This window comes from Bradyrhizobium sp. Leo78 (assembly GCF_059512425.1).
The window spans coordinates 81,923-102,178 of the sequence record NZ_JCAMOT010000002.1 but is presented as its reverse complement, the minus strand read 5'-3'; the positions used below and the strand labels follow the sequence as shown (position 1 = coordinate 102,178).

18 protein-coding genes are annotated in these 20,256 nt (G+C 63.3%); 8 read left to right on the top strand and 10 right to left on the bottom strand.

The window, feature by feature from the left end:
* Positions 1-116: 116 nt before the first annotated feature.
* Entirely contained in the window at positions 117-1,088 is a 972-nt protein-coding gene (locus tag AC5ZG1_RS02905) for a tyrosine recombinase XerC (RefSeq protein WP_496131932.1), read from the bottom strand.
* A 156-nt stretch (positions 1,089-1,244) separates the two neighbouring features.
* Here AC5ZG1_RS02905 and AC5ZG1_RS02900 point away from each other — a divergent pair, with 156 nt between their 5' ends.
* Positions 1,245-3,452 carry a primosomal protein N' gene (locus AC5ZG1_RS02900; RefSeq protein WP_496131931.1) on the top strand — a complete coding sequence of 736 codons (2,208 nt, stop codon included), beginning with the start codon at positions 1,245-1,247 and terminating at the stop codon, positions 3,450-3,452.
* A gap of 266 nt (positions 3,453-3,718) precedes the next feature.
* Here the strand turns inward: AC5ZG1_RS02900 and AC5ZG1_RS02895 are convergent, their stop codons facing one another.
* Positions 3,719-4,219, bottom strand: coding sequence for a septal ring lytic transglycosylase RlpA family protein (locus AC5ZG1_RS02895; protein ID WP_496131930.1), 501 nt, complete (start codon positions 4,217-4,219; stop codon positions 3,719-3,721).
* A gap of 619 nt (positions 4,220-4,838) precedes the next feature.
* Here AC5ZG1_RS02895 and AC5ZG1_RS02890 point away from each other — a divergent pair.
* The 6 genes from AC5ZG1_RS02890 to AC5ZG1_RS02865 all read left to right on the top strand — a co-directional run bounded on the left by AC5ZG1_RS02890 (position 4,839) and on the right by AC5ZG1_RS02865 (position 10,442).
* Positions 4,839-5,399, top strand: coding sequence for a F0F1 ATP synthase subunit delta (locus AC5ZG1_RS02890; protein ID WP_496131929.1), 561 nt, complete (start codon positions 4,839-4,841; stop codon positions 5,397-5,399).
* Entirely contained in the window at positions 5,399-6,928 is a 1,530-nt protein-coding gene (gene atpA, locus AC5ZG1_RS02885; protein WP_496131928.1) for a F0F1 ATP synthase subunit alpha, read from the top strand. Before AC5ZG1_RS02890 ends, atpA begins: the two co-directional genes overlap by 1 nt.
* A gap of 137 nt (positions 6,929-7,065) precedes the next feature.
* Complete coding sequence (locus AC5ZG1_RS02880; protein WP_456645264.1) at positions 7,066-7,944, top strand: F0F1 ATP synthase subunit gamma; 879 nt, start codon at positions 7,066-7,068, stop codon at positions 7,942-7,944.
* Positions 7,945-7,959: 15 nt separating this feature from the next.
* The gene (locus AC5ZG1_RS02875; protein WP_028166253.1) at positions 7,960-8,361 is read left to right on the top strand and encodes an organic hydroperoxide resistance protein; all 402 of its coding nucleotides are present in this window, start codon (positions 7,960-7,962) and stop codon (positions 8,359-8,361) included.
* A 120-nt stretch (positions 8,362-8,481) separates the two neighbouring features.
* A complete protein-coding gene (atpD, locus tag AC5ZG1_RS02870) occupies positions 8,482-9,924 on the top strand; it encodes a F0F1 ATP synthase subunit beta (RefSeq protein WP_028166254.1) in 1,443 nt (480 codons plus the stop codon).
* A gap of 110 nt (positions 9,925-10,034) precedes the next feature.
* A complete protein-coding gene (locus AC5ZG1_RS02865) occupies positions 10,035-10,442 on the top strand; it encodes a F0F1 ATP synthase subunit epsilon (RefSeq protein ID WP_496131927.1) in 408 nt (135 codons plus the stop codon).
* Between the two features lie 205 nt (positions 10,443-10,647).
* Here AC5ZG1_RS02865 and AC5ZG1_RS02860 read toward each other — a convergent pair whose 3' ends face one another.
* From AC5ZG1_RS02860 to groL, 5 genes are all read right to left on the bottom strand, one after another.
* On the bottom strand, positions 10,648-11,700 hold the full coding sequence (locus AC5ZG1_RS02860; protein WP_496132086.1) for a trypsin-like peptidase domain-containing protein: 1,053 nt from the start codon (positions 11,698-11,700) through the stop codon (positions 10,648-10,650).
* A gap of 190 nt (positions 11,701-11,890) precedes the next feature.
* Positions 11,891-12,217, bottom strand: a complete 327-nt coding sequence (locus AC5ZG1_RS02855) for a hypothetical protein (protein ID WP_496131926.1) — start codon at positions 12,215-12,217, stop codon at positions 11,891-11,893.
* 76 nt (positions 12,218-12,293) lie between these two features.
* The gene (locus AC5ZG1_RS02850; RefSeq protein WP_496131925.1) at positions 12,294-12,791 is read right to left on the bottom strand and encodes an Hsp20/alpha crystallin family protein; all 498 of its coding nucleotides are present in this window, start codon (positions 12,789-12,791) and stop codon (positions 12,294-12,296) included.
* Between the two features lie 79 nt (positions 12,792-12,870).
* Complete coding sequence (locus AC5ZG1_RS02845) at positions 12,871-13,323, bottom strand: Hsp20 family protein (protein WP_130225350.1); 453 nt, start codon at positions 13,321-13,323, stop codon at positions 12,871-12,873.
* Positions 13,324-13,557: 234 nt separating this feature from the next.
* Positions 13,558-15,180 (bottom strand): chaperonin GroEL, encoded by a 1,623-nt coding sequence (gene groL / locus AC5ZG1_RS02840; RefSeq protein WP_496131924.1) that lies wholly within the window; start codon positions 15,178-15,180, stop codon positions 13,558-13,560.
* A gap of 289 nt (positions 15,181-15,469) precedes the next feature.
* Between groL and glgX the strand changes: the two genes are divergently transcribed.
* Positions 15,470-17,704 (top strand): glycogen debranching protein GlgX, encoded by a 2,235-nt coding sequence (gene glgX / locus AC5ZG1_RS02835; RefSeq protein WP_496131923.1) that lies wholly within the window; start codon positions 15,470-15,472, stop codon positions 17,702-17,704.
* Positions 17,705-17,844: 140 nt separating this feature from the next.
* On the opposite strand, the gene AC5ZG1_RS02830 is transcribed toward glgX, so the two are convergent.
* The 3 genes from AC5ZG1_RS02830 to AC5ZG1_RS02820 form a co-directional block, all read right to left on the bottom strand.
* On the bottom strand, positions 17,845-18,348 hold the full coding sequence (locus tag AC5ZG1_RS02830; protein ID WP_130225352.1) for an RNA pyrophosphohydrolase: 504 nt from the start codon (positions 18,346-18,348) through the stop codon (positions 17,845-17,847).
* Positions 18,349-18,350: 2 nt separating this feature from the next.
* A complete protein-coding gene (locus AC5ZG1_RS02825) occupies positions 18,351-18,854 on the bottom strand; it encodes an RNA pyrophosphohydrolase (RefSeq protein WP_028166262.1) in 504 nt (167 codons plus the stop codon).
* Positions 18,855-19,047: 193 nt separating this feature from the next.
* Entirely contained in the window at positions 19,048-20,244 is a 1,197-nt protein-coding gene (locus tag AC5ZG1_RS02820) for a divergent polysaccharide deacetylase family protein (protein ID WP_496131922.1), read from the bottom strand.
* Positions 20,245-20,256 lie beyond the last annotated feature (12 nt).

The window sequence follows — 20,256 nt, the reverse complement described above, 5'->3', positions numbered from 1 at the left end:
CGATTGCCGAAACGACATCGCTTACGCAAGTGCCAAGCGGATGTGACGCGAGCGTGTCAGGATGAACCCGGCATCGCCCCTCACACGAGGAAAAACGCGTCAATACGTGAGCGAAGTCAGCCCCGCGGATGCGCGGAGCGATAGACCTCGAGCAGTCGTTCCGAATCGATGCCGGTATAGATTTGCGTGGTCGAGAGCGAGGCGTGGCCGAGCAATTCCTGGATCGCGCGCAAATCGCCACCGCGGCTGAGCAGGTGGGTCGCGAACGAATGCCGCAGCGCGTGCGGGGTGGCGCTGTCGGGCAGGCCGAGCGCGCCGCGCAGCCGCTCCATGGCGAGCTGGATGATGCGCGGGCTCAACGGGCCGCCGCGGGCCCCGACGAACATCGGGCCGGTGGGCGGCAGCGGATGCGGGCAGGTCGCCGCGTAGTCGGCAATGAGCTGCAACACGTTTTGCAGCACCGGCACCATGCGGGTCTTGTTGCCTTTGCCGGTCACGACCAGTACGTCGCCTTCGCCGGGTTTCGGCACGTCGCGACGTTTCAAGCCGAGCGCCTCGGAGATGCGCAGGCCCGAGCCATAGAGCAGTGCCATCACCGCCGCATCACGTACCAGGATCCAGGTCTTGCGTTCCTCGCCGGCGCGCTCGTCGGCATCGGCGAAGCGTTTTGCCGCCGCCACGTGGATCGGCTTCGGCAGGCTCTTTGCAACCTTGGGCGCGCGGATCGCGGAGAGGGCGCCGACCTTGCCCTTGCCTTCGCGCTCGAGGAATCGGCCGAACGAGCGCAGGCCAGCCAGGGCCCGCATCAGCGAGCGTCCGGCGACATCGTCGGCGCGGCGCATCGCCATGAACGCCCTGATATCGGTGGCCTCGAGGGCCGCAAAACCTTGCAGCGTTACCCGCGTGCCCCAGTGCTGGGCAAGAAAGGCGAGGCATTGGCGGACGTCGCGGGCATAGGCCTCCAGCGTTTTCGGCGACAATCGCCGTTCGGCACGCAGATGCGATAGCCAGTGCGCCATCTCCTGCGTGACGGTTTCGTCGGCGCAGTCGAGTTCGATCACGGGAACGGCGGGAAGCGCTTTGGCCATGGACCTGTCTTATGGACCTGTCTTGACGGACCTGTCTTGGAGGCGATCTTGGAGGCGATGGTTTAAGCCATTATATCGCATCGCTTTCGTTTACCGTTCGCTAACTTGCGCCAGCGGCTCTAACCTCACCTGCAATCGGAACTTACGATCTCCTGAATGGACACCGCGCGCAGCCACGCTTCCTCGCTCACGCCGACCTCCATGGTCGATGTACTGGTCCCGGTCGCGCTCGACCAGACCTATTCCTATCGCGTGCCGCGCGGCATGGATCTGAAGGCCGGCGATGTCGTCGCGGTACCGCTCGGTGCGCGCGAGGTGATGGCGGTGGTCTGGGCGGAAAACGCCAAGCCCGATCCGCGGCTGCACAACCGGCTGAAGGATGTCAGCGAGAAGCTCGACGTGCCGCCGCTGAAACCGGAGCTGCGCGCGCTCGTCGATTGGGTGGCCAATTACACGCTGTCCGCCCGCGGCATGGTGCTGCGGATGACGCTGCGGATGGGCGAAAATCTCGGCCCCGAGCGGATGCGCCTGGGCGTACGGCTGGTTGGCGAGCCGCCGCGGCGAATGACGCCGGCGCGGCATCGGGTGATCGAATTGCTCTCCGACCGCCTCTTGCATGGCAAGTCGGAAGCGGCAAGGGAAGCCGGCGTGAGCAGTGGCGTGATCGACGGCCTCGTCGATGAGGGCACGCTGACGGTCGAGCCGATGCCGCCGCCACCAGCGCCGCCCATGCCCGATCCGGATTACGCGCAGCCGGACTTCTCGGGCCAGCAACGCGCCGCCGCCGATGCGATGCGGACGCTGGCGGCGAGCGGCAGTTTTCATGTGGCCCTGCTCGATGGCGTCACAGGATCGGGCAAGACCGAGGTGTATTTCGAGGCGATCGCCGAAAATATCCGCCGTAACAGGCAGTCGTTGATCCTGATGCCGGAGATCGCGCTGACTGGCCAGTTCCTCGATCGCTTCGCGCAGCGCTTTGGCGTGCGTCCGCTGGAATGGCATTCCGAGCTCTCGCCGCGCACCCGCGCCCGCAATTGGGCGGCGATCTCGGGCGGCGAGGCGCCGGTGGTGGTCGGCGCGCGCTCGGCGCTGTTCCTGCCCTATGCCGATCTCGGGCTCATCATCGTCGATGAAGAGCACGACCAGGCCTATAAGCAGGACGATGGCGCGCATTACCATGCCCGCGACATGGCCGTGGTGCGCGCGCATATCGCCAAGATCCCGATCGTGCTCGCCTCCGCCACGCCATCGATCGAAAGCGAGGTCAATGCGCGCAAGGGGCGTTATCAGCGCATTGCGCTGCCTTCGCGCTTCGGCGGCCAGCACATGCCGCAGATCGAGGCCATCGATTTGCGGCGCGAGCCGCCCTCGCGTGGCCGCTTCATCTCGCCGCGGCTCGCCGAGCAGATCCGCTACGCGGTGGAACGGCGCGAGCAGGCGCTTTTGTTTCTCAATCGCCGCGGCTATGCGCCGCTGACGCTGTGCCGCGCCTGCGGACACCGCTTTGCCTGCACCATCTGCGATGCCTGGCTGGTCGATCACCGCTTCCGCCAGCGCCTGGTCTGCCACCATTGCGGTTTCTCGATGCCGCGCCCGAACATCTGCCCACATTGCGCGGCGGAGGAATCGCTGGTGGCGGTCGGCCCGGGCGTGGAGCGGCTGCAGGAAGAGGCTGCGGCGCTGTTTCCCGGCGCGCGCACCATGGTGCTCTCCAGCGACCTCATCACCTCGATCGAGACCATGCGCAGCGAACTGAACGAGATCGCCGAAGGCCGGGTCGACATCATCATCGGCACGCAGCTTGTGGCGAAAGGCCACAACTTCCCGCGCCTCAATCTGGTCGGCGTGGTCGATGCCGATCTCGGCCTCGGCAATGGCGATCCGCGTGCGGCCGAGCGTACGTTCCAGCTCCTCAACCAGGTGATCGGGCGCGCCGGCCGCGAGCAGGGCCGCGGCGTCGGGTATCTGCAGACCCATCAGCCCGAGCATCCCGTGATGAAGGCGCTGGTCGCGAGCGACCGCGAGGCGTTCTACGCCAGCGAGATCGAATCGCGCGAGCGCACCGGCTATCCGCCGTTCGGGCGATTGGCGAGCCTGATCATCTCGGCGGGCGATCGGCCCACGGCGGAGGGCTTTGGGCGCAAGCTGGCCTCGGTCGCGCCGCTCGACGAGCGCATCCAGGTGCTCGGCCCGGCGGAGGCGCCGCTTGCGGTCATCAAGGGCCGCTACCGCTTCCGCCTGCTGGTGAAGTCGCTGCGTTCGGTCGATCTGTCGCAGTACTTGCGCGAATGGCTGGCGGCCGGGCCGAAGACCACGGGCAACCTCAAGCTCGAGGTCGACGTCGATCCGCAGAGCTTTTTGTAGCCCTCTCGCCGTCATTCCGGGGCGCGACGAAGTCGCGAGCTATGATGTGCAATTGCACATCAGAGAATCCATCGGACCGCGCGCGCAGGTGGCGCGATGGATTCCGGGCTCGCGCTACGCGTGCCCCGGAATGACGGCGGCGAACTCATGAAAAAGCCTGCCGTCATTTCTGACGGCAGGCTCTCATCGGTGCGCGGAAAGTTCCGCGGCCGTACTCTACGCAACGCTTACCGAAACTGGTCGGAAACGGCGCCTGAAGGGCGCCTTTAGGAGACGACCTCGGCGGTGACACGGCCGACGCCGGCACCAGTCAGGCCAATGGCACGGGCGGCGCCCGTGGAGAGATCAAGCACGCGGCCACGGATGAACGGGCCGCGGTCGTTGATGGTGACGACCACGCTGCGGCCGCCATGGGTCACGCGCAGCTTGGTGCCGAACGGCAGGCTGCGGTGGGCCGCGGTCATGGCGTTCTGGTTGAAGCGCTGACCGGACGCGGTGCGGCTGCCGGACTCGTTGCCGTAAAAGGACGCCATGCCCGAGAAGCTCCGCCCGCCGGTGCCGGGCGCAAACGCCGCATTGGCATCGCGCGACGCCGCGTCGGTTGCGGTACGGGCCTGGTGATGGTGATGGCGATGATGGTGGTGCCGGGATTTAGCCGACGCTTCGGTGATGCTTCCACCAACCAGGAAAGTTGCGGCGACGACAGCCAGCGCCGCGCGCGACGGCCGGGTTGCGTTGCCCCGAGCCGGCTTCTTGTATTTCAACATTCAAGACCCTCAAACAGTATTGCCACATACGTGGCAAATGGAACCCCCGTCCCTTCGTCGACCAAGGCCGTGTGATTTCGCAATGAGGCATGAATTGGGCAGTAAATTCGGAATGTATCAGACTGAAATATCTTGTTACTGCCGGGGTGCTGCCGGACAGCTTTCACTAGTCTTTCGCTCTAACTAATTTTTAACCCAGTGAATACTTACGATTACTGTTGATTTACGTTTAGGAAACATTTCCGCAAGTAATCACGGAATAGAGAGCGGCTGGCCATTTTGTTCCCGGGCCCGAACTCCGGGCAGGCATGCGATTGCCGATGGAACGATGGGTCGCCTCCCTGTCTCTCGATCGAAATTCCTGCACGCAGAATTTCGCCGGCGGGGTCCTCGCGGCGCTGTGCCGGAGCCGTGCGACAAGGCATCACCTAGATGTGACGTCGTGTTGCACCTGCGCGCCTGCCATGCTAGCAAAGCCGCGATTTTAACGATCCCGGCACTCCGCGTGTCGGTCGAAAATCGAAGTCCCGCTTGAATTCCAAGGGCTTGGATCGCTAGGCGCCGCTGCAGCGGCGACGGTTTTTCCCTTGCGAATTTGACAGCAAAAAAGAGCGCGTCTGTGGCTGCTGAAGATCCGTCCGTTTCGGGAGTTGCCGGTCGTTACGCAACGGCCCTGTTCGATCTGGCTCGCGACGAAAAGTCCGTCGATGCCGTGAAGTCCGATCTCGATAAATTCAATGCCCTTCTGAATGAGAGCGCCGATCTGAAGCGCCTCGTTCGCAGTCCGGTGTTCTCCGCCGAAGCGCAATTGAAGGCGCTCTCCGCGGTGCTCGACAAGGCCGGTATCTCCGGCATCACCGCCAAGTTCCTGAAAGTGCTCACCTCCAATCGCCGCTTGTTTGCGATCGCGGACGTGATCCGCGCCTACAACGCGCTGGTGGCGAACTTCAAGGGCGAGGCGACCGCCGAAGTCACCGTCGCGGAAGCGCTCAATGACAAGAATCTCGACGCGCTGAAGGCCGCACTGAAGTCGGTGACGGGCAAGGACGTCGCGCTCAACGTGAAGATCGATCCCTCCATCATCGGCGGCCTTGTGGTCAAGGTCGGTAGCCGCATGGTGGATAGCTCGCTTCGCACCAAACTCAATTCGATCAAGCACGCGATGAAAGAGGCAGGCTGATGGACATCCGCGCCGCGGAAATTTCCGCGATCCTCAAGGACCAGATCAAGAATTTCGGCCAGGAGGCCGAGGTCACCGAAGTCGGCCAGGTGCTGTCGGTCGGTGACGGTATCGCCCGCGTCTACGGGCTGGACAATGTCCAGGCCGGTGAAATGGTCGAGTTCGAGAACGGCACCCGCGGCATGGCGCTCAACCTCGAAACCGATAACGTCGGCATCGTGATCTTCGGCGCCGACCGCGAGATCAAGGAAGGTCAGACCGTCAAGCGCACCCGCGCCATCGTCGACACGCCGGTCGGCAAAGGCCTGCTCGGCCGCGTCGTCGATGCGCTCGGTAATCCGATCGATGGCAAGGGTCCGATCCAGGCTGACAAGCGCATGCGCGTTGACGTCAAGGCGCCCGGCATCATTCCGCGTAAGTCGGTGAACGAGCCGATGGCGACCGGCCTCAAGGCGATCGATGCGCTGATCCCGATCGGCCGCGGCCAGCGCGAGTTGATCATAGGCGACCGTCAGACCGGCAAGACCGCGATCGCGCTCGACACCATTCTCAATCAGAAGCCGCTCAACGCGCAGCCGGACGAGAACATCAAGCTGTATTGCGTCTACGTCGCGATCGGCCAGAAGCGTTCCACCGTTGCCCAGTTCGTGAAGGTGCTGGAAGAGCAGGGCGCGCTGGAATATTCGATCGTCGTCGCGGCCACCGCGTCCGATCCAGCGCCGATGCAGTACATCGCGCCGTTCACCGCCTGCACGATGGGCGAATTTTTCCGTGACAACGGCATGCACGCCGTCATCATCTATGACGACCTGTCGAAGCAGGCCGTCGCCTATCGCCAGATGTCGCTGCTGCTGCGCCGCCCGCCGGGCCGCGAAGCCTATCCGGGCGACGTGTTCTATCTGCACTCCCGCCTGCTCGAGCGCGCCGCCAAGCTCAACAAGGAGCACGGTTTGGGCTCGCTGACCGCGCTGCCGGTGATCGAAACCCAGGCCAACGACGTGTCGGCCTACATCCCGACCAACGTGATCTCGATTACCGACGGCCAGATCTTCCTGGAAACCGACCTGTTCTTCCAGGGCATCCGTCCCGCGGTGAACGTCGGTCTGTCGGTGTCGCGCGTCGGATCGTCGGCGCAGACCAAGGCGATGAAGAAGGTCGCCGGCAAGATCAAGGGCGAGCTCGCGCAGTACCGCGAAATGGCAGCGTTCGCGCAGTTCGGCTCCGACCTCGACGCCTCGACCCAGCGCCTGCTCAACCGCGGCTCGCGCCTGACGGAGCTATTGAAGCAGCCGCAGTTCTCGCCGTTGAAGATGGAAGAACAGGTCTGCGTGATCTGGGCCGGCACCAACGGCTATCTCGATCCGCTGCCGCTCAACAAGGTGCGCGCCTTCGAGGACGGCCTGCTGTCGCTGCTGCGTGGCAAGAATGCCGGCATCCTCGACGCGATCCGCGATAGCCGCGACCTCAACGACGACGTTGCCGCCAAGCTGAAGAACGTGGTCGAAGGTTTCGCCAAGACGTTTGCCTAAACGTCGTCGCGGCCGGACAAAGCGCGGAGCTGGTCTTCGCGCTGCTGCTCCCGGTCGCCAAGATGCGGATGCCCGGCGCCGGAGCCGGGCAGAACAATGGGATAGGCTAGCGATCGGATCGCCGGGGTGGACGAAGAATGGCGTCACTAAAAGACATGCGGGTCCGCATCGCCTCGACCAAGGCGACGCAGAAGATCACCAAGGCCATGCAGATGGTGGCGGCGTCAAAGCTGCGCCGCGCGCAGACCGCGGCCGAGGCCGCTCGGCCCTATGCAGACAAGATGGGCGCTGTGATCGGCAATATCGCCAGCGCCGCCGCCGGCTCGCCCGGCGCGCCGGCGCTGCTCGCCGGGACGGGCAGGGACCAGGTGCATCTGCTCCTGGTCTGCACCGGCGAACGTGGCCTTTGCGGCGCGTTCAACTCCGCGATCGTGCGGCTCGCGCGCGAGCACGCGCTGTCGCTGCTCGGTCAGGGCAAGGAAGTCAAATTCTTCTGCGTCGGCCGCAAGGGCTATGAGCAGCTTCGCCGCCTGTTCGAACGGCAGATCGTCGAGCATGTCGACCTCCGCGCGGTGCGGCAGCTCGGCTTCGTCAATGCCGAGGACATCGCCAAGAAAGTTCTGGCGCGCTTCGACGCCAGCGAATTCGACGTCTGCACGCTGTTCTATTCGCAGTTCAAATCGGTGATCGCGCAAGTCCCGACCGCGCAGCAGGTCATTCCGCTGGTGGTGGAAACGCCGGCCGCAAACGGCGGCCCGGCGACCGCCTACGAGTACGAGCCGGAGGAGGACGAGATCCTCACCAGCCTGTTGCCGCGTAACCTCGCCGTGCAGGTATTCCGTGCACTCCTGGAAAACAACGCCTCGTTCTACGGCGCGCAGATGAGCGCGATGGACAACGCGACGCGCAACGCCGGTGAAATGATCCGCAAGCAGACGCTGGTCTACAACCGAACCCGTCAGGCGATGATCACCAAGGAACTGATCGAAATCATTTCCGGCGCCGAGGCGGTCTAACCAAGGGAGCGCGAAATGGCTTACGTCACATCGGCTACCACCAAGGGCGGACGCAACGGCCGCTCCGTGCTCGACAACGGCGGGCTGGCGCTCGCAATGGCGCTGCCGAAGGAATTGGGCGGCGCCGGCGATGGCCACAATCCCGAGCAGCTTTTTGCGCTGGGCTATTCGGCCTGCTTTGGCCAGGCCATCCTCGTGGTCGCCAAGAACCATGGCGTCGACGGCCAGGCGGCAAAGGTCACGGCCGACGTGACGCTCAATACCGATGGCGGCTTTTCGCTCGCCGTCGAACTCAAGGTTTCAATCCCAGGCGCTGATAAGGCCAAGGTCCAGGCGCTGGTCGAGGAAGCTCACACGGTGTGCCCGTATTCGAAGGCCACCAAAGGTAATATCCCGGTCAAGCTGACCGTGGTTTAAAGCATGATCCGGAAAAGTGGGGACCGGTTTTCCGAAGAGATCATGCGCAAAAAAAGATGCGATCATGATCCGACCCGTCGGATCATGATCTGGAAATTCGGATCGAAGGAGACAGAGTAAATGGCTACAGCAGCCAACCAGATCGGTCGCGTCACCCAGGTTATGGGCGCCGTCGTCGACGTCCAGTTCGAGGGCCACCTGCCGGCGATTCTCAACTCGCTGGAAACCAAGAACGGCGGCAGCCGTCTCGTGCTCGAGGTGGCGCAGCATCTCGGCGAATCCACCGTGCGGACGATCGCGATGGATACGACCGAGGGTCTGGTGCGCGGCCAGGAAGTGACCGATACCGGCGAGCCGATCCGGGTGCCGGTCGGCGTCGGTACGCTCGGCCGCATCATCAACGTCATCGGCGAGCCGATCGACGAGGCCGGCCCGATCAAGGCCGAAGGCGTTCGCGCGATCCACCAGGAAGCGCCGACCTATACCGACCAGTCCACCGAGGCGGAAATTCTCGTCACCGGCATCAAGGTCGTGGATTTGCTCGCGCCTTACGCCAAGGGCGGCAAGATCGGCCTGTTCGGCGGCGCCGGCGTCGGCAAGACCGTGCTGATTCAGGAACTGATCAATAACGTTGCGAAAGCGCACGGCGGTTACTCGGTGTTCGCCGGCGTCGGCGAGCGTACCCGCGAAGGCAATGACCTCTATCACGAGTTCATCGAGTCCAAGGTCAACGCGGACCCGCGCAATCCCGATCCGAGCGTACAGTCGAAATGCGCGCTCGTGTTCGGCCAGATGAACGAACCGCCGGGCGCACGCGCGCGCGTCGGCCTCACCGGCCTCACGGTGGCCGAGCACTTCCGCGACCAGGGTCAGGACGTGCTGTTCTTCGTCGACAACATCTTCCGCTTCACGCAGGCCGGCTCCGAAGTGTCGGCGCTGCTCGGCCGCATCCCGTCGGCGGTGGGTTACCAGCCGACGCTTGCGACCGACATGGGCGCGCTGCAGGAGCGCATCACCACCACCCAGAAGGGCTCGATCACTTCGGTGCAGGCGATCTACGTGCCGGCCGACGACCTGACCGACCCGGCGCCGGCGACCTCCTTCGCCCACTTGGACGCCACCACCGTGCTGTCGCGTGCGATCTCGGAGAAGGGCATCTATCCGGCGGTGGACCCGCTCGACTCGACCTCCCGCATGCTGTCGCCGCTGGTCGTCGGCGAGGAGCATTACAACACTGCGCGCATGGTGCAGCAGGTGCTGCAGCGCTATAAGTCGCTGCAGGACATCATCGCCATCCTCGGCATGGACGAGCTTTCGGAAGAGGACAAGCTGACGGTGGCCCGCGCCCGCAAGATCGAGCGCTTCCTGTCGCAGCCCTTCCATGTCGCCGAAGTCTTCACCGGTTCGCCGGGCAAGTTCGTCGAGCTCGCCGACACCATCAAGGGCTTCCGCGGCTTGTGCGAAGGCAAGTACGACCACCTGCCGGAGGCTGCCTTCTACATGGTCGGCACCATCGAAGAGGCGGTCGAGAAGGGCAAGAAGCTGGCTGCCGAAGCAGCTTGAGTACACTCGTCATTGCCGGGCTTGGCCCGGCACTCCATCAAGGCAGAACTCTTTGATCGATGGACCCGCGGGTCACGCCCGCGGGTGACAGCGGAAAGAACGGAAAGACCATGGCCACCTTCCACTTCGACCTCGTCTCCCCCGAAGCGCTCGCTTTCTCCGGCGAGGTCGATCAGGTCGATGTTCCCGGCGTGGAAGGCGATTTCGGCGTGCTCGCCGGTCACGCATCGGTCGTGGCGGCGATCCGTCCGGGTATCCTGACCATCACGACCGGCGGGGCGCATCAGAAGATGGTGGTGCTCGGCGGTCTTGCCGAGGTCTCCGACAATCGCCTGACCGTGCTCGCTGATGTCGCGACCTCGATCCAGGAAGTCGATCGCGCCGAGTTCAGGGAAACCATCGCCGAGATGGAAGAGAACCTGAAAGAGAAGCACGGCTCGGAGCTCGACCGCGAGATCGAGCGGCTCGACCACTTCAAGAGCATCGAGAACATCCTCAACGCGACGGCTATGCACTAGGCCCCGGTGCACCGCGCCGGGGCCGAACAAAAACTTGAACGACCTTCGTCCGTCACATCGTGGCGGACGAGGGTTTTTCGATGCCGAATTCCAAACATTGCGCGGGCTTAGAGCTTCGGTTCTGATTGGATCAGAACCGAAGCTCTAGATTCTTGTTTTGACGCGTTCTTCACGCGAATCGGTATCCACTTCGCTCGAAAACGCTCTAACGGCGCCTCGTCCTGCTTGAAACCGCAGCATTGGCGTCCACCATCGGCGCCACTGCGACCGTGACATTCTGGGTTCCGCCGCCGCGCTCGATTGTCAGCCTGACCTGCTCCCCGATGCGAGCGAGGCCGACACGGTTACGGAGCTGCGCAGCGCTGCGGATCGGACGATCGTCGGCTCGCAGCACGACATCGCCCTTGCGCAGACCGGCGGCCTCCGCAGGCGATCCCGGACTGATGTCGGCGATCCTGGCCCCCTCGCTGCGTCCGCCGTCCGTCGAGGGATGCATATCCTGCAGCGAGACACCGATCCGGCCGCGCACGACCTCGCCGTTCTCGACGATTTGGTCCATCACGCGGCGTGCCATGTTGATCGGGATCGCAAAGCCGATGCCGACATTGCCGCCGGCCGGCGAAATGATCGCCGAGTTGATGCCGATCAGTTCGCCCTTCAGATTGATCAGCGCGCCGCCGGAGTTGCCGGGGTTGATCGCGGCGTCGGTCTGGATGAAATCCTCATAGCCCTGTTTGCCCAGCCCGGTGCGGCCGAGCGCGCTTACAAGCCCCGATGTCACGGTCTGGCCGAGGCCGAAGGGGTTGCCGATGGCAATGACGAAATCGCCGACTTCAAGCGCATCGCTGTCGCCCAGTGCAATTGCCTTGAGTGCGGTCGGGGAGTGGATTTTCAGGACCGCGATATCGGTCGCGGGATCGCGGCCCATTACCTTGGCAGAGAACTGACGACCGTCCTTGGTTGTGATCTGGACCGCCGAGACCTGATCCACCACGTGATTGTTGGTCAGGATGTAGCCCCGCTCACCGTCGACGATGACGCCGGAGCCGGTTGCGCTGATCTCCTTCTCGAGTTGCTTCGGGACATCGAAGAATTCGCGGAACAGCGGATCGCGATAAAGCGGGTTGTCCTCGCGGATTTTGCCACGCACGGAGATATTGACGACCGCGGGAGTCACTTCGCGTACCAGGGGCGCCAGCGTCGGCACCGTGCCCCCGGTTTTCAGATTCGGAACCTGACCTGCCGCCGGCACGATCATGATGAGCGCGCCGAGCACGGCGCCGAATGCAGTCGATATTGCTCGCTTCACGTCCGCTCTCTCTATCGGTCCAGCTGGAATCCGGCGCGCAAGATGTCGCGAGAAAGCAAATCCCGCTGCCATGCGAACCATGGCATCGCCAGCAGCGCGGACGCCTGATTGACACATGCCAAAGCCAAAATAGTTGGCGTCAACAAGGCGGGGCCTCATGGGAGAGATTGGTTCGCGAAGGCCGCGGCAGCGCAGCGCCGCCGCGTGGCGGCGGATCGTCGTCGTCATCTAGCTGCCGCGGCGCGGAAAGGATATCGGCCAGGCGAATGCTGTGGTCGATCCCCGGGATGTCGCGCAGGCTGGGGCTGGATTCCACCGCGAACATGTCGGATGCCCAGGACGATAGGATGACGCGCTTCTCGGATCGGGATAGCCGCGGGTCCGGCAGGACCTGGACGGGTGAGTCGTAATGGGCGGCGGGGTGGAAGAGGGGGTGTGTGGCGGCGCTAACGTTGGTCTCGCTCATCGAAGTGTCTCCTTTACGCTCCTTTCCAAGGAACCGTTTGAGTTGAAAGGCGGCGCCGGATGCGCCGCCTTTCATGCTACTGCTTGCCGATCGGGATGCGTTTGACGCTCTCGCGCGCTTCCTCCGATTTCGGCAGCGTGATCGTCAATACGCCGTCGCGGAAGGAAGCTTGCGCCTTGTCTTCGGCAACACCATCAAGGGCGATCCGCCGCCCGAACGCGCCGTAGTAGCGTTCGGAGAAGTACTTTCCGTTGTCCGTCCGCTCGGCTTTCTTCTCGCCCCGGAGCGTCAGCACGCCATTGGCGATCTCGACCTGAACGTCCTTCTCCGTCATGCCCGGAAGCTCTGCTGAGACGGTAAGCTCCTTGTCGGTTTCGCTGAGCTCGATCTTCGGCCAACCGAAGCGGCCTTCCAACAGCGGGCTGCTGATGGGACCGAAGGAGCCGAAACCGCGGAACACGTCGTCGAACAGCCGGTTCATCTCGCGGTGAAGCGTGATGAAAGGATCGAAATTCTCGCGCGTCGGCGCAAGCTCCTGGTTCTTCGACCAGGGAATGAGATCACGAAAAGCCATCTTATCCTCCTTGTCTCAGCTACGATCTCCCGCGCGGGCGGCTTGGCCCACGCGTGTCCTCGTCAAGCATCAGGCAAAGTCAGGCCGCCTGCTTCTGCTCGATTGCTTGGGAGCCCGTACCCGCGATCGGGATGCGTCGCGGCTTCATCGATTCCGGCACCTCGCGGACGAGATCGACGATCAAGAGGCCATCCTTGATGGAGGCCTGCCTAACCTGCACATGGTCAGCGAGGCTGAATACCCGCCGGAACGGTCGCGCGGCGATGCCCTGGTAGAGATAATCGCGCGCCGGGCCCTCAGGTTTCCTGCCTTCGATCGTGAGCATGTCCTGCTCGGCGGTGACGGTGATGTCATTCACGCCAAAGCCGGCAACTGCCAGCGAGATCCGATAGCTGTCCTCGCCGGACCGCTCGATATTGTAAGGGGGATAGTTGTCGTCGGCGGACTGCCGTAGGCTCGCATCGAGCAAATCCGCAAGATGGTCAAAGCCGACTGTGGAGCGCCACAGGGGCGAGAAGTCAAAGGTCCTCATAACCAAGTCCTCCTCAGAGCAAGATGGATACGAAGGAGCGTCGGACACTGTCCGCCGCCCAGTTCGCCGGACCCAAGCTGGCATCCGGCACCACCTTTCTTGGCGGCAAAATCGAATTAGAAAACCGGCGCGAACTTTCAAGAGGGGTGTCCGAAATTTTCCGGCCACTCAGGAAAGTTCGCCAATCGCGTAAGGCGACCGGCGGCATTATCCGCGGGCCGCCCTTGTTGTCGATCAGAAGTCCATCGGCGGCGGGGTGGGCGTCTGCTCGGACTTCTTCGGCTTGTCGGCGACCAATGCTTCCGTCGTGATCAGGAGCGAGGCAACGGATGCCGCGTCCTGCAATGCGGTGCGAACCACCTTCGCCGGATCGATCACGCCGGCGCGCACCAGGTCCTCGTACTCGCCGGTCGCGGCATTGAAGCCCCAATTGTAGTCGCCGCGCTCCAGGAGCTTGCCGACCACCAGTGAACCGTCCTCGCCGGCATTCTCGACGATCTGGCGCGCCGGTATCTGCAAGGCACGACGGACGATATCGACGCCCGCCTTCTGGTCGGCATTGGTGGTCTTGATCTTGTCCAGCGCCTTCAAGGCACGCAGCAGCGCCACGCCGCCGCCGGGAAGGATGCCTTCCTCGACGGCTGCGCGGGTGGCGTGCAGCGCGTCCTCGACCCGGTCCTTGCGCTCCTTCACCTCGATTTCGGTCGCGCCGCCGACCCGGATCACGGCGACGCCGCCGGCGAGCTTGGCGAGCCGCTCCTGAAGCTTCTCGCGATCATAGTCAGAAGTGGTTTCGTCGATCTGCGTCCTGATCTGGGCAGTGCGTGCCTCGATGTCCTTCTTGGCGCCGGCGCCATCGACGATGGTCGTGCTCTCCTTCTCGATCACGACCTTCTTGGCACGGCCGAGCATGTTCAGCGTGACATTCTCGAGCTTGATGCCGAGATCTTCGGAGATCGCGGTGCCGCCGGTGAGGATGGCGATATCCTCGAGCATCGCCTTGCGGCGATCGCCGAAACCCGGCGCCTTCACCGCGGCGACCTTCAGGCCGCCGCGCAGCTTGTTGACGACGAGCGTCGCCAGCGCCTCGCCCTCGATGTCCTCCGCGACGATGAGCAGCGGCTCGCCGGACTGCACCACCGCTTCCAGCAGCGGCAACATCGACTGCAGCGTGGTCAGCTTCTTCTCATTGGTCAGGACATAGGGCTCTTCGAGCTCGACCTTCATCTTCTCCGCATTGGTGACGAAATAGGGCGAGACATAGCCGCGGTCGAACTGCATGCCCTCGACCACTTCCAGCTCGGTGTTGAGACTCTTCGCCTCCTCGACCGTGATCACGCCTTCATTGCCGACCTTTTGCATGGCATCGGCAAGGAAGCGGCCGATCTCGGCATCTCCGTTGGCGGAGATGGTGCCGACCTGGGCGATCTCATCATTGGAGGTGATCTTCCTGGCATGGGTCTTGAGGTCAGCGACGATCGCTTCGACCGCGAGGTCGATGCCGCGCTTCAGGTCCATCGGATTCATGCCAGCGGCGACCGATTTGGCGCCCTCCCTGACGATTGCCTGTGCGAGCACAGTGGCGGTGGTTGTGCCGTCACCCGCGATGTCGCTGGTTTTGGACGCGACTTCCCGCACCATCTGTGCGCCCATGTTCTCGAACTTGTCCTCGAGCTCGATCTCCTTGGCGACGGTGACGCCATCCTTGGTGATGCGCGGCGCGCCAAAGGATTTTTCCAGCACGACGTTGCGGCCCTTCGGTCCGAGCGTCACCCTGACCGCATTCGCCAGCAGATCTACACCACGCAACATGCGCTCGCGGGCCTCGGTTGAGAACTTCACGTCTTTCGCGGCCATGACGTTTTCTCCTCTCCCCTTGATGGATCAACTGCGTTCTCTCGTCCTTGTCTGAGCATCGATATTTTCGGGAAAGCGGTATCCGCTTTTCCGGATCGTACTCTAAGCGGCCTTCCGCGCGGCCTCGGCCGTCCGGCCTGGGCCGAGAGGGTTGCTCTGCTGCATGATGTCACAGGACCAGGAGGCCGGGAACCCGTTCGGGCGGCGGAGATCGGGTGAGCCGAGCCGCCCGACCAGAGGAACGATGGTGAGGTGCAGGCGTTTATGTCACCGAAGGGCAGGCCTTCTGATGGATAGATCAGCCGCAGGTCGTGAGCTCGCGCAGGCAGCCCAGTTGCTGCGGCGCTCCGCTGTTCGCGAAGGCAGGCCGTTTCCCCTGGGCGCCACCTGGGACGGCCTGGGTGTCAACTTCGCGCTGTTTTCAGCGCATGCCACCAAGGTGGAGCTATGCCTGTTCGATGACGCCGGCCAAACCGAGGTCGAGCGGATCGAGCTTCCCGAATATACCGACGAAGTCTGGCACGGCTATCTGCCGACCGCGCGGCCAGGATTGGTCTATGGCTATCGCGTCCATGGTCCCTACGAACCCGACGCCGGCCATCGCTTCAATCCGAACAAGCTGGTGATCGACCCTTACGCCCGGCAATTGGTCGGGCAGTTGCAATGGGGTCCCGAACTGTTCGGCTACAAGATCGGCGATGCCGACAAGGACAAATCGTTTGATGACCGCGACAATATCCATCTGGTGCAGAAGTGCCGGGTGATCGATCCCGCTTTCACCTGGGGACGTGACCGCAAGCCCGCGACGCCGTGGGAGCGCACCATCATCTACGAGATGCATGTGAAGGGCTTCACCAAGCTGCATCCATTGGTGCCGGAAGCCGATCGCGGCACGTTCGCGGGCCTCGCCTGCCCGAACGTATCAGCGTATCTGCGCTCGCTCGGCGTCACCAGCGCGGAGCTGTTGCCGATTCATGCTTTCGTCGACGACAGCTATCTGGTCGACAGAGGCCTGCGCAATTATTGGGGCTACAACTCGCTCGCTTTCTTCGCTCCGGATCCGCGCTACCTGCGGACTGGCTTGGCGACCGAGTTCAAGGAGATGGTCAACCAATTCCATGCCCACGGCATCGAGGTGATCCTCGACGTGGTCTATAACCACACCGCCGAAGGCAACGAACTCGGACCGACGCTGTCCTTCAAGGGCATTGATAACGCGAACTACTATCGGCTGCTGCCCGATCAGAAGCGCTACTACATCAACGATACCGGCACCGGGAACACCGTCAATCTATCGCACCAGCGCGTGCTGCAGATGGTCGCCGACTCTCTTCGCTACTGGGCAACGGAGATGCGCGTCGACGGCTTTCGTTTCGATCTTGCCACCATTCTCGCGCGCGAACCCTACGGCTTCGATGAAGGCGGCAGCTTCCTCGATGCCTGTCGGCAGGACCCGGTGCTCTCCAGCGTCAAGCTGATCGCGGAGCCATGGGACATCGGCCCCGGCGGCTACCAGGTCGGCCAGTTCGCGCCGGGCTGGGCGGAATGGAACGACAAATTCCGCGATACGGCGCGACGCTTCTGGAAAGGGGATGCCGGGCAGGTCGCTGATTTCGTCAAGCGCACTACCGGGTCGGGAGACCTGTTCAACAAGCGCGGCCGCAAACCGTGGGCGAGCGTCAACTTCGTTACCGCCCATGACGGCTTCACCCTCAACGATCTCGTCTCCTACGACGACAAGCACAACGAGGCCAATGGCGAGAAAAACCAGGACGGCCATTCCAACAATCACTCGTGGAATCACGGCGTCGAAGGTCCAACATCGGATGCGGAGATTGTCGCGTTACGCGAGCGGCAGAAGCGCAATTTCCTTGCCACGATGGTCCTGTCGCACGGCACGCCGATGCTGCTCGCCGGCGACGAATTCGGTCACAGCCAGAAGGGCAACAACAACGCCTATGCGCAGGACAACGAGACCACCTGGCTCGATTGGATGAAGATATCGCCTGAAGGACGTGCCTTGCGCGAATTCACGCGAAAGCTGATCGCGATGCGCAAGGCGTTTCCGATCCTTTATCGGAGCCGTTTCCTGATCGGCACCCACAATGAGGAGCTCGACGTCAAGGACGTGACCTGGCTTGCCCCGTCGGGCGAAGAAATGACCGTCGAGCAGTGGCAGGATGGCAATGTGCGCTGCTTCGGGATGCTGCTTGATGGTCGCGCCCAGGAAACCGGAATCAAACGTCGCGGATCGGACGCAACCCTGCTGTTGATCTACAACGCCCATTATGACGTCGTGAACTTTACGCTGCCGGAAGTTCCGGAAGGACAGCACTGGCAGGGGTTGATCGACACCAACCAGCCGGAGGGGCAACTGCCAAGCTTTCCGTTCGGCCACGTCTACGCCGTGACCGGACGCTCCATGCTGGCGTTCGGTCTCGCGAGCGAAGACAGCGCCGTGCGCCGCTTGCGGCATGGCATCGGCAGCATCCTTGATGTCGCCGAGTTCCCGCTATCCGAGTAATGCGTTCACCTAGCGCATGATCCGGAAAAGTGTGAAGCGGTTTTCCGAAAAGATCATGCTCAAACAATAACCTAAAGCGCGATAATGATTCATCCTCATCTCATCGCGCTTTAGACGAGGTGAGGTTCTGCAATCCGGTCTCAGCGCGCTTGCGCAAAGGCGGCAAAGCTGCGGGCGACATGCCGGTACACTTCGCGGCGGAACGGCACGACGAGATCGGGGACGCGGTCGAGCCGCTCCCAGCGCCAGGCGTCGAATTCGGCCGGTTGTCCGTTGCGCGGTGTCAGCGGGTCGATTTCCTCGTCGCGCCCGGTGAATCGCAGCGCGAACCATTTTTGCCGCTGTCCGTGGAATTTGCCGAGACGATGCGGCGGTCCATTGTAGGGCGGGAATTCATAAGTGACCCAATCGGTCTCGCCGAGATAGTCGGCGGAAACGGCGCCCGTCTCCTCCCAGAGTTCACGCATCACCGTCTGGCGCGGTTCCTCGCCAGCATCGATGCCGCCCTGCGGCATCTGCCATTCAAGCCCGGGAAGGATGATTTCCGGACCATCGTCCCTGAATCTGTGGCCGATCAGCACGTGGCCGGACGTGTTGAACAGCGCGATCCCGACATTGGGGCGGTATAGTTTTTCCTCGGACATTCCTATCGGCCCGCGAGCCTGGAAAACTCCTGCACGACGCGCTCATACACCGGCCGCTTGAACGGCACGATCAATTCGGGGAGATTCTTCATCGGCTCCCAGCGCCAGTTCGAGAACTCGGCCTTGTGGCCGCCGCCGGGATGTTCCACGTCGATCTCATTGTCCTTGCCGGTGAAGCGAACCGCGAACCATTTCTGGCGCTGGCCGCGATAGCGGCCCTTCCAGGCGCGCCCTGCGACCGTGCGCGGAATATCGTAAATCAGCCAGTCCTCGACCTCGCCGAGTTTCTCGACCGATCGGACGCTGGTCTCCTCGTAGAGCTCGCGCTTGGCGGCGTCCCAGACGTCTTCACCGGGATCCACGCCGCCTTGCGGCATCTGCCAGATGTGGGTGTCGTCGACATGCTCGATGCCGCCGGCGCGGCGTCCGATAAAGACCAGCCCGTCTCGGTTGAGCAGCATCACGCCGACGCAGGTCCGGTAGGGCAGTTCCTCGTAACGCGTCATTCGATCAGGACTCCCAGAGCGTGATCCGGAACCAGTCGGAAATCGTTTCTCCCTCGCGACAAACGTAAAGCGTTTGCGTGGGAAGATCACGCTCCAACAAAAAGACGAGACCATGACCCGATTCACCTGGCGGATCATGATCTGGAAGACGGGCGGGTCCGGAAGTCCGAAGTCGCGCCATCAGGTTGAAGTTCTAGCCCGATTTTGATTTCAGCATCGCGGTTGTCAATGGCACAAGCAGGATACCGCGCGCCTCCAGCGTCTTGGTCCAGGCCGCGAGGCGCTCGATCGAAATCGGCAGCGCCGAGGCCACGCCGACCGCGACGCCGCGTTCCTTGGCGAGCGTCTCGAGCTTGACCAGCACCCGGTCGATCTCCACCGACGTCGGAACCGCATCGATGGTGAAATCGGCCTTGGCAAAGGGCAGCGCCTGGCCGGCGGCGAGCGAGGCCGCGACGCTGCGTGGCGTGGCGCCGTCGTCGAAATAGCTCAAGCCGCGCTTGGCTGCTTCACGCATGATCGGCTGCATCACCGGATCGGTCGCCACGAAACGGGCGCCCATGAAATTGGCGATGCCGGCATAGCCCTGGATGCGGCTGAAGTGCCAATAAAGCCGGTCGAGATTCTGTTCCGCGTTCAGGGTCGTCAGCAGCGTTTGGGGGCCCGGGTCATTGTCCGGGTAGTCGAACGGCTCCATCGGGACCTGCAGCAGGATCTCGTGGCGCTGCGCACGCGCCCGTTCGGCAAGCTTGGTCGGGTCGGCGCCATAGGGCGTGAAGGCCAGCGTCACCGCCGGCGGCAGTTTCATGATGGCGTCGGTGGTTTTGGCGGCGCCGACGCCGAGCCCGCCGACCACGATCGCCACCACGGGTGTTTTTGCCGCCTTGGCGCGGTCGGCATCGGCCGCATAGACCGTAAACGGCCTCAAGCCGTCGGCGACCACAGGGATCATGCCATAGCGCGATTTTTCCAGGAGGCGCTGGTCTATGCCGGTCATCGGCCCTGGCGCGGCGTCGGACTCGGCCTTGTCGGCGGCATCGCCGCTGACGACGACGTCATGCCGCGCGCCGCTCGAGCCGTCGATGATGGTGACCGTCTTGCTCTCGCCGGCAGCCTGCCTGGGCGGCGATTTCGCCATGGGCTCGGCGGCAGGGCCGGCCGCTGCGGGTTTTTCCTCCGCCACCGGCGCCTTGCGCAAGGCGATATGGGCGATCGGCTCGCCGCCGAGCGGATCATCGTTGAACAAGGCGATGCCGGCGAAAGTGACCAGGATCAGGCCGAGCATCACCGCCAGCGCCTGCGTGGCCGTGAATGGCACCTGGAGCCGGCGTTTTTTGGCCACGGTTTCCTGTCCGAGCGGTGCGCTCAGTTCGTCGGCCGCCTCTGCCATGAACCCCCCGAA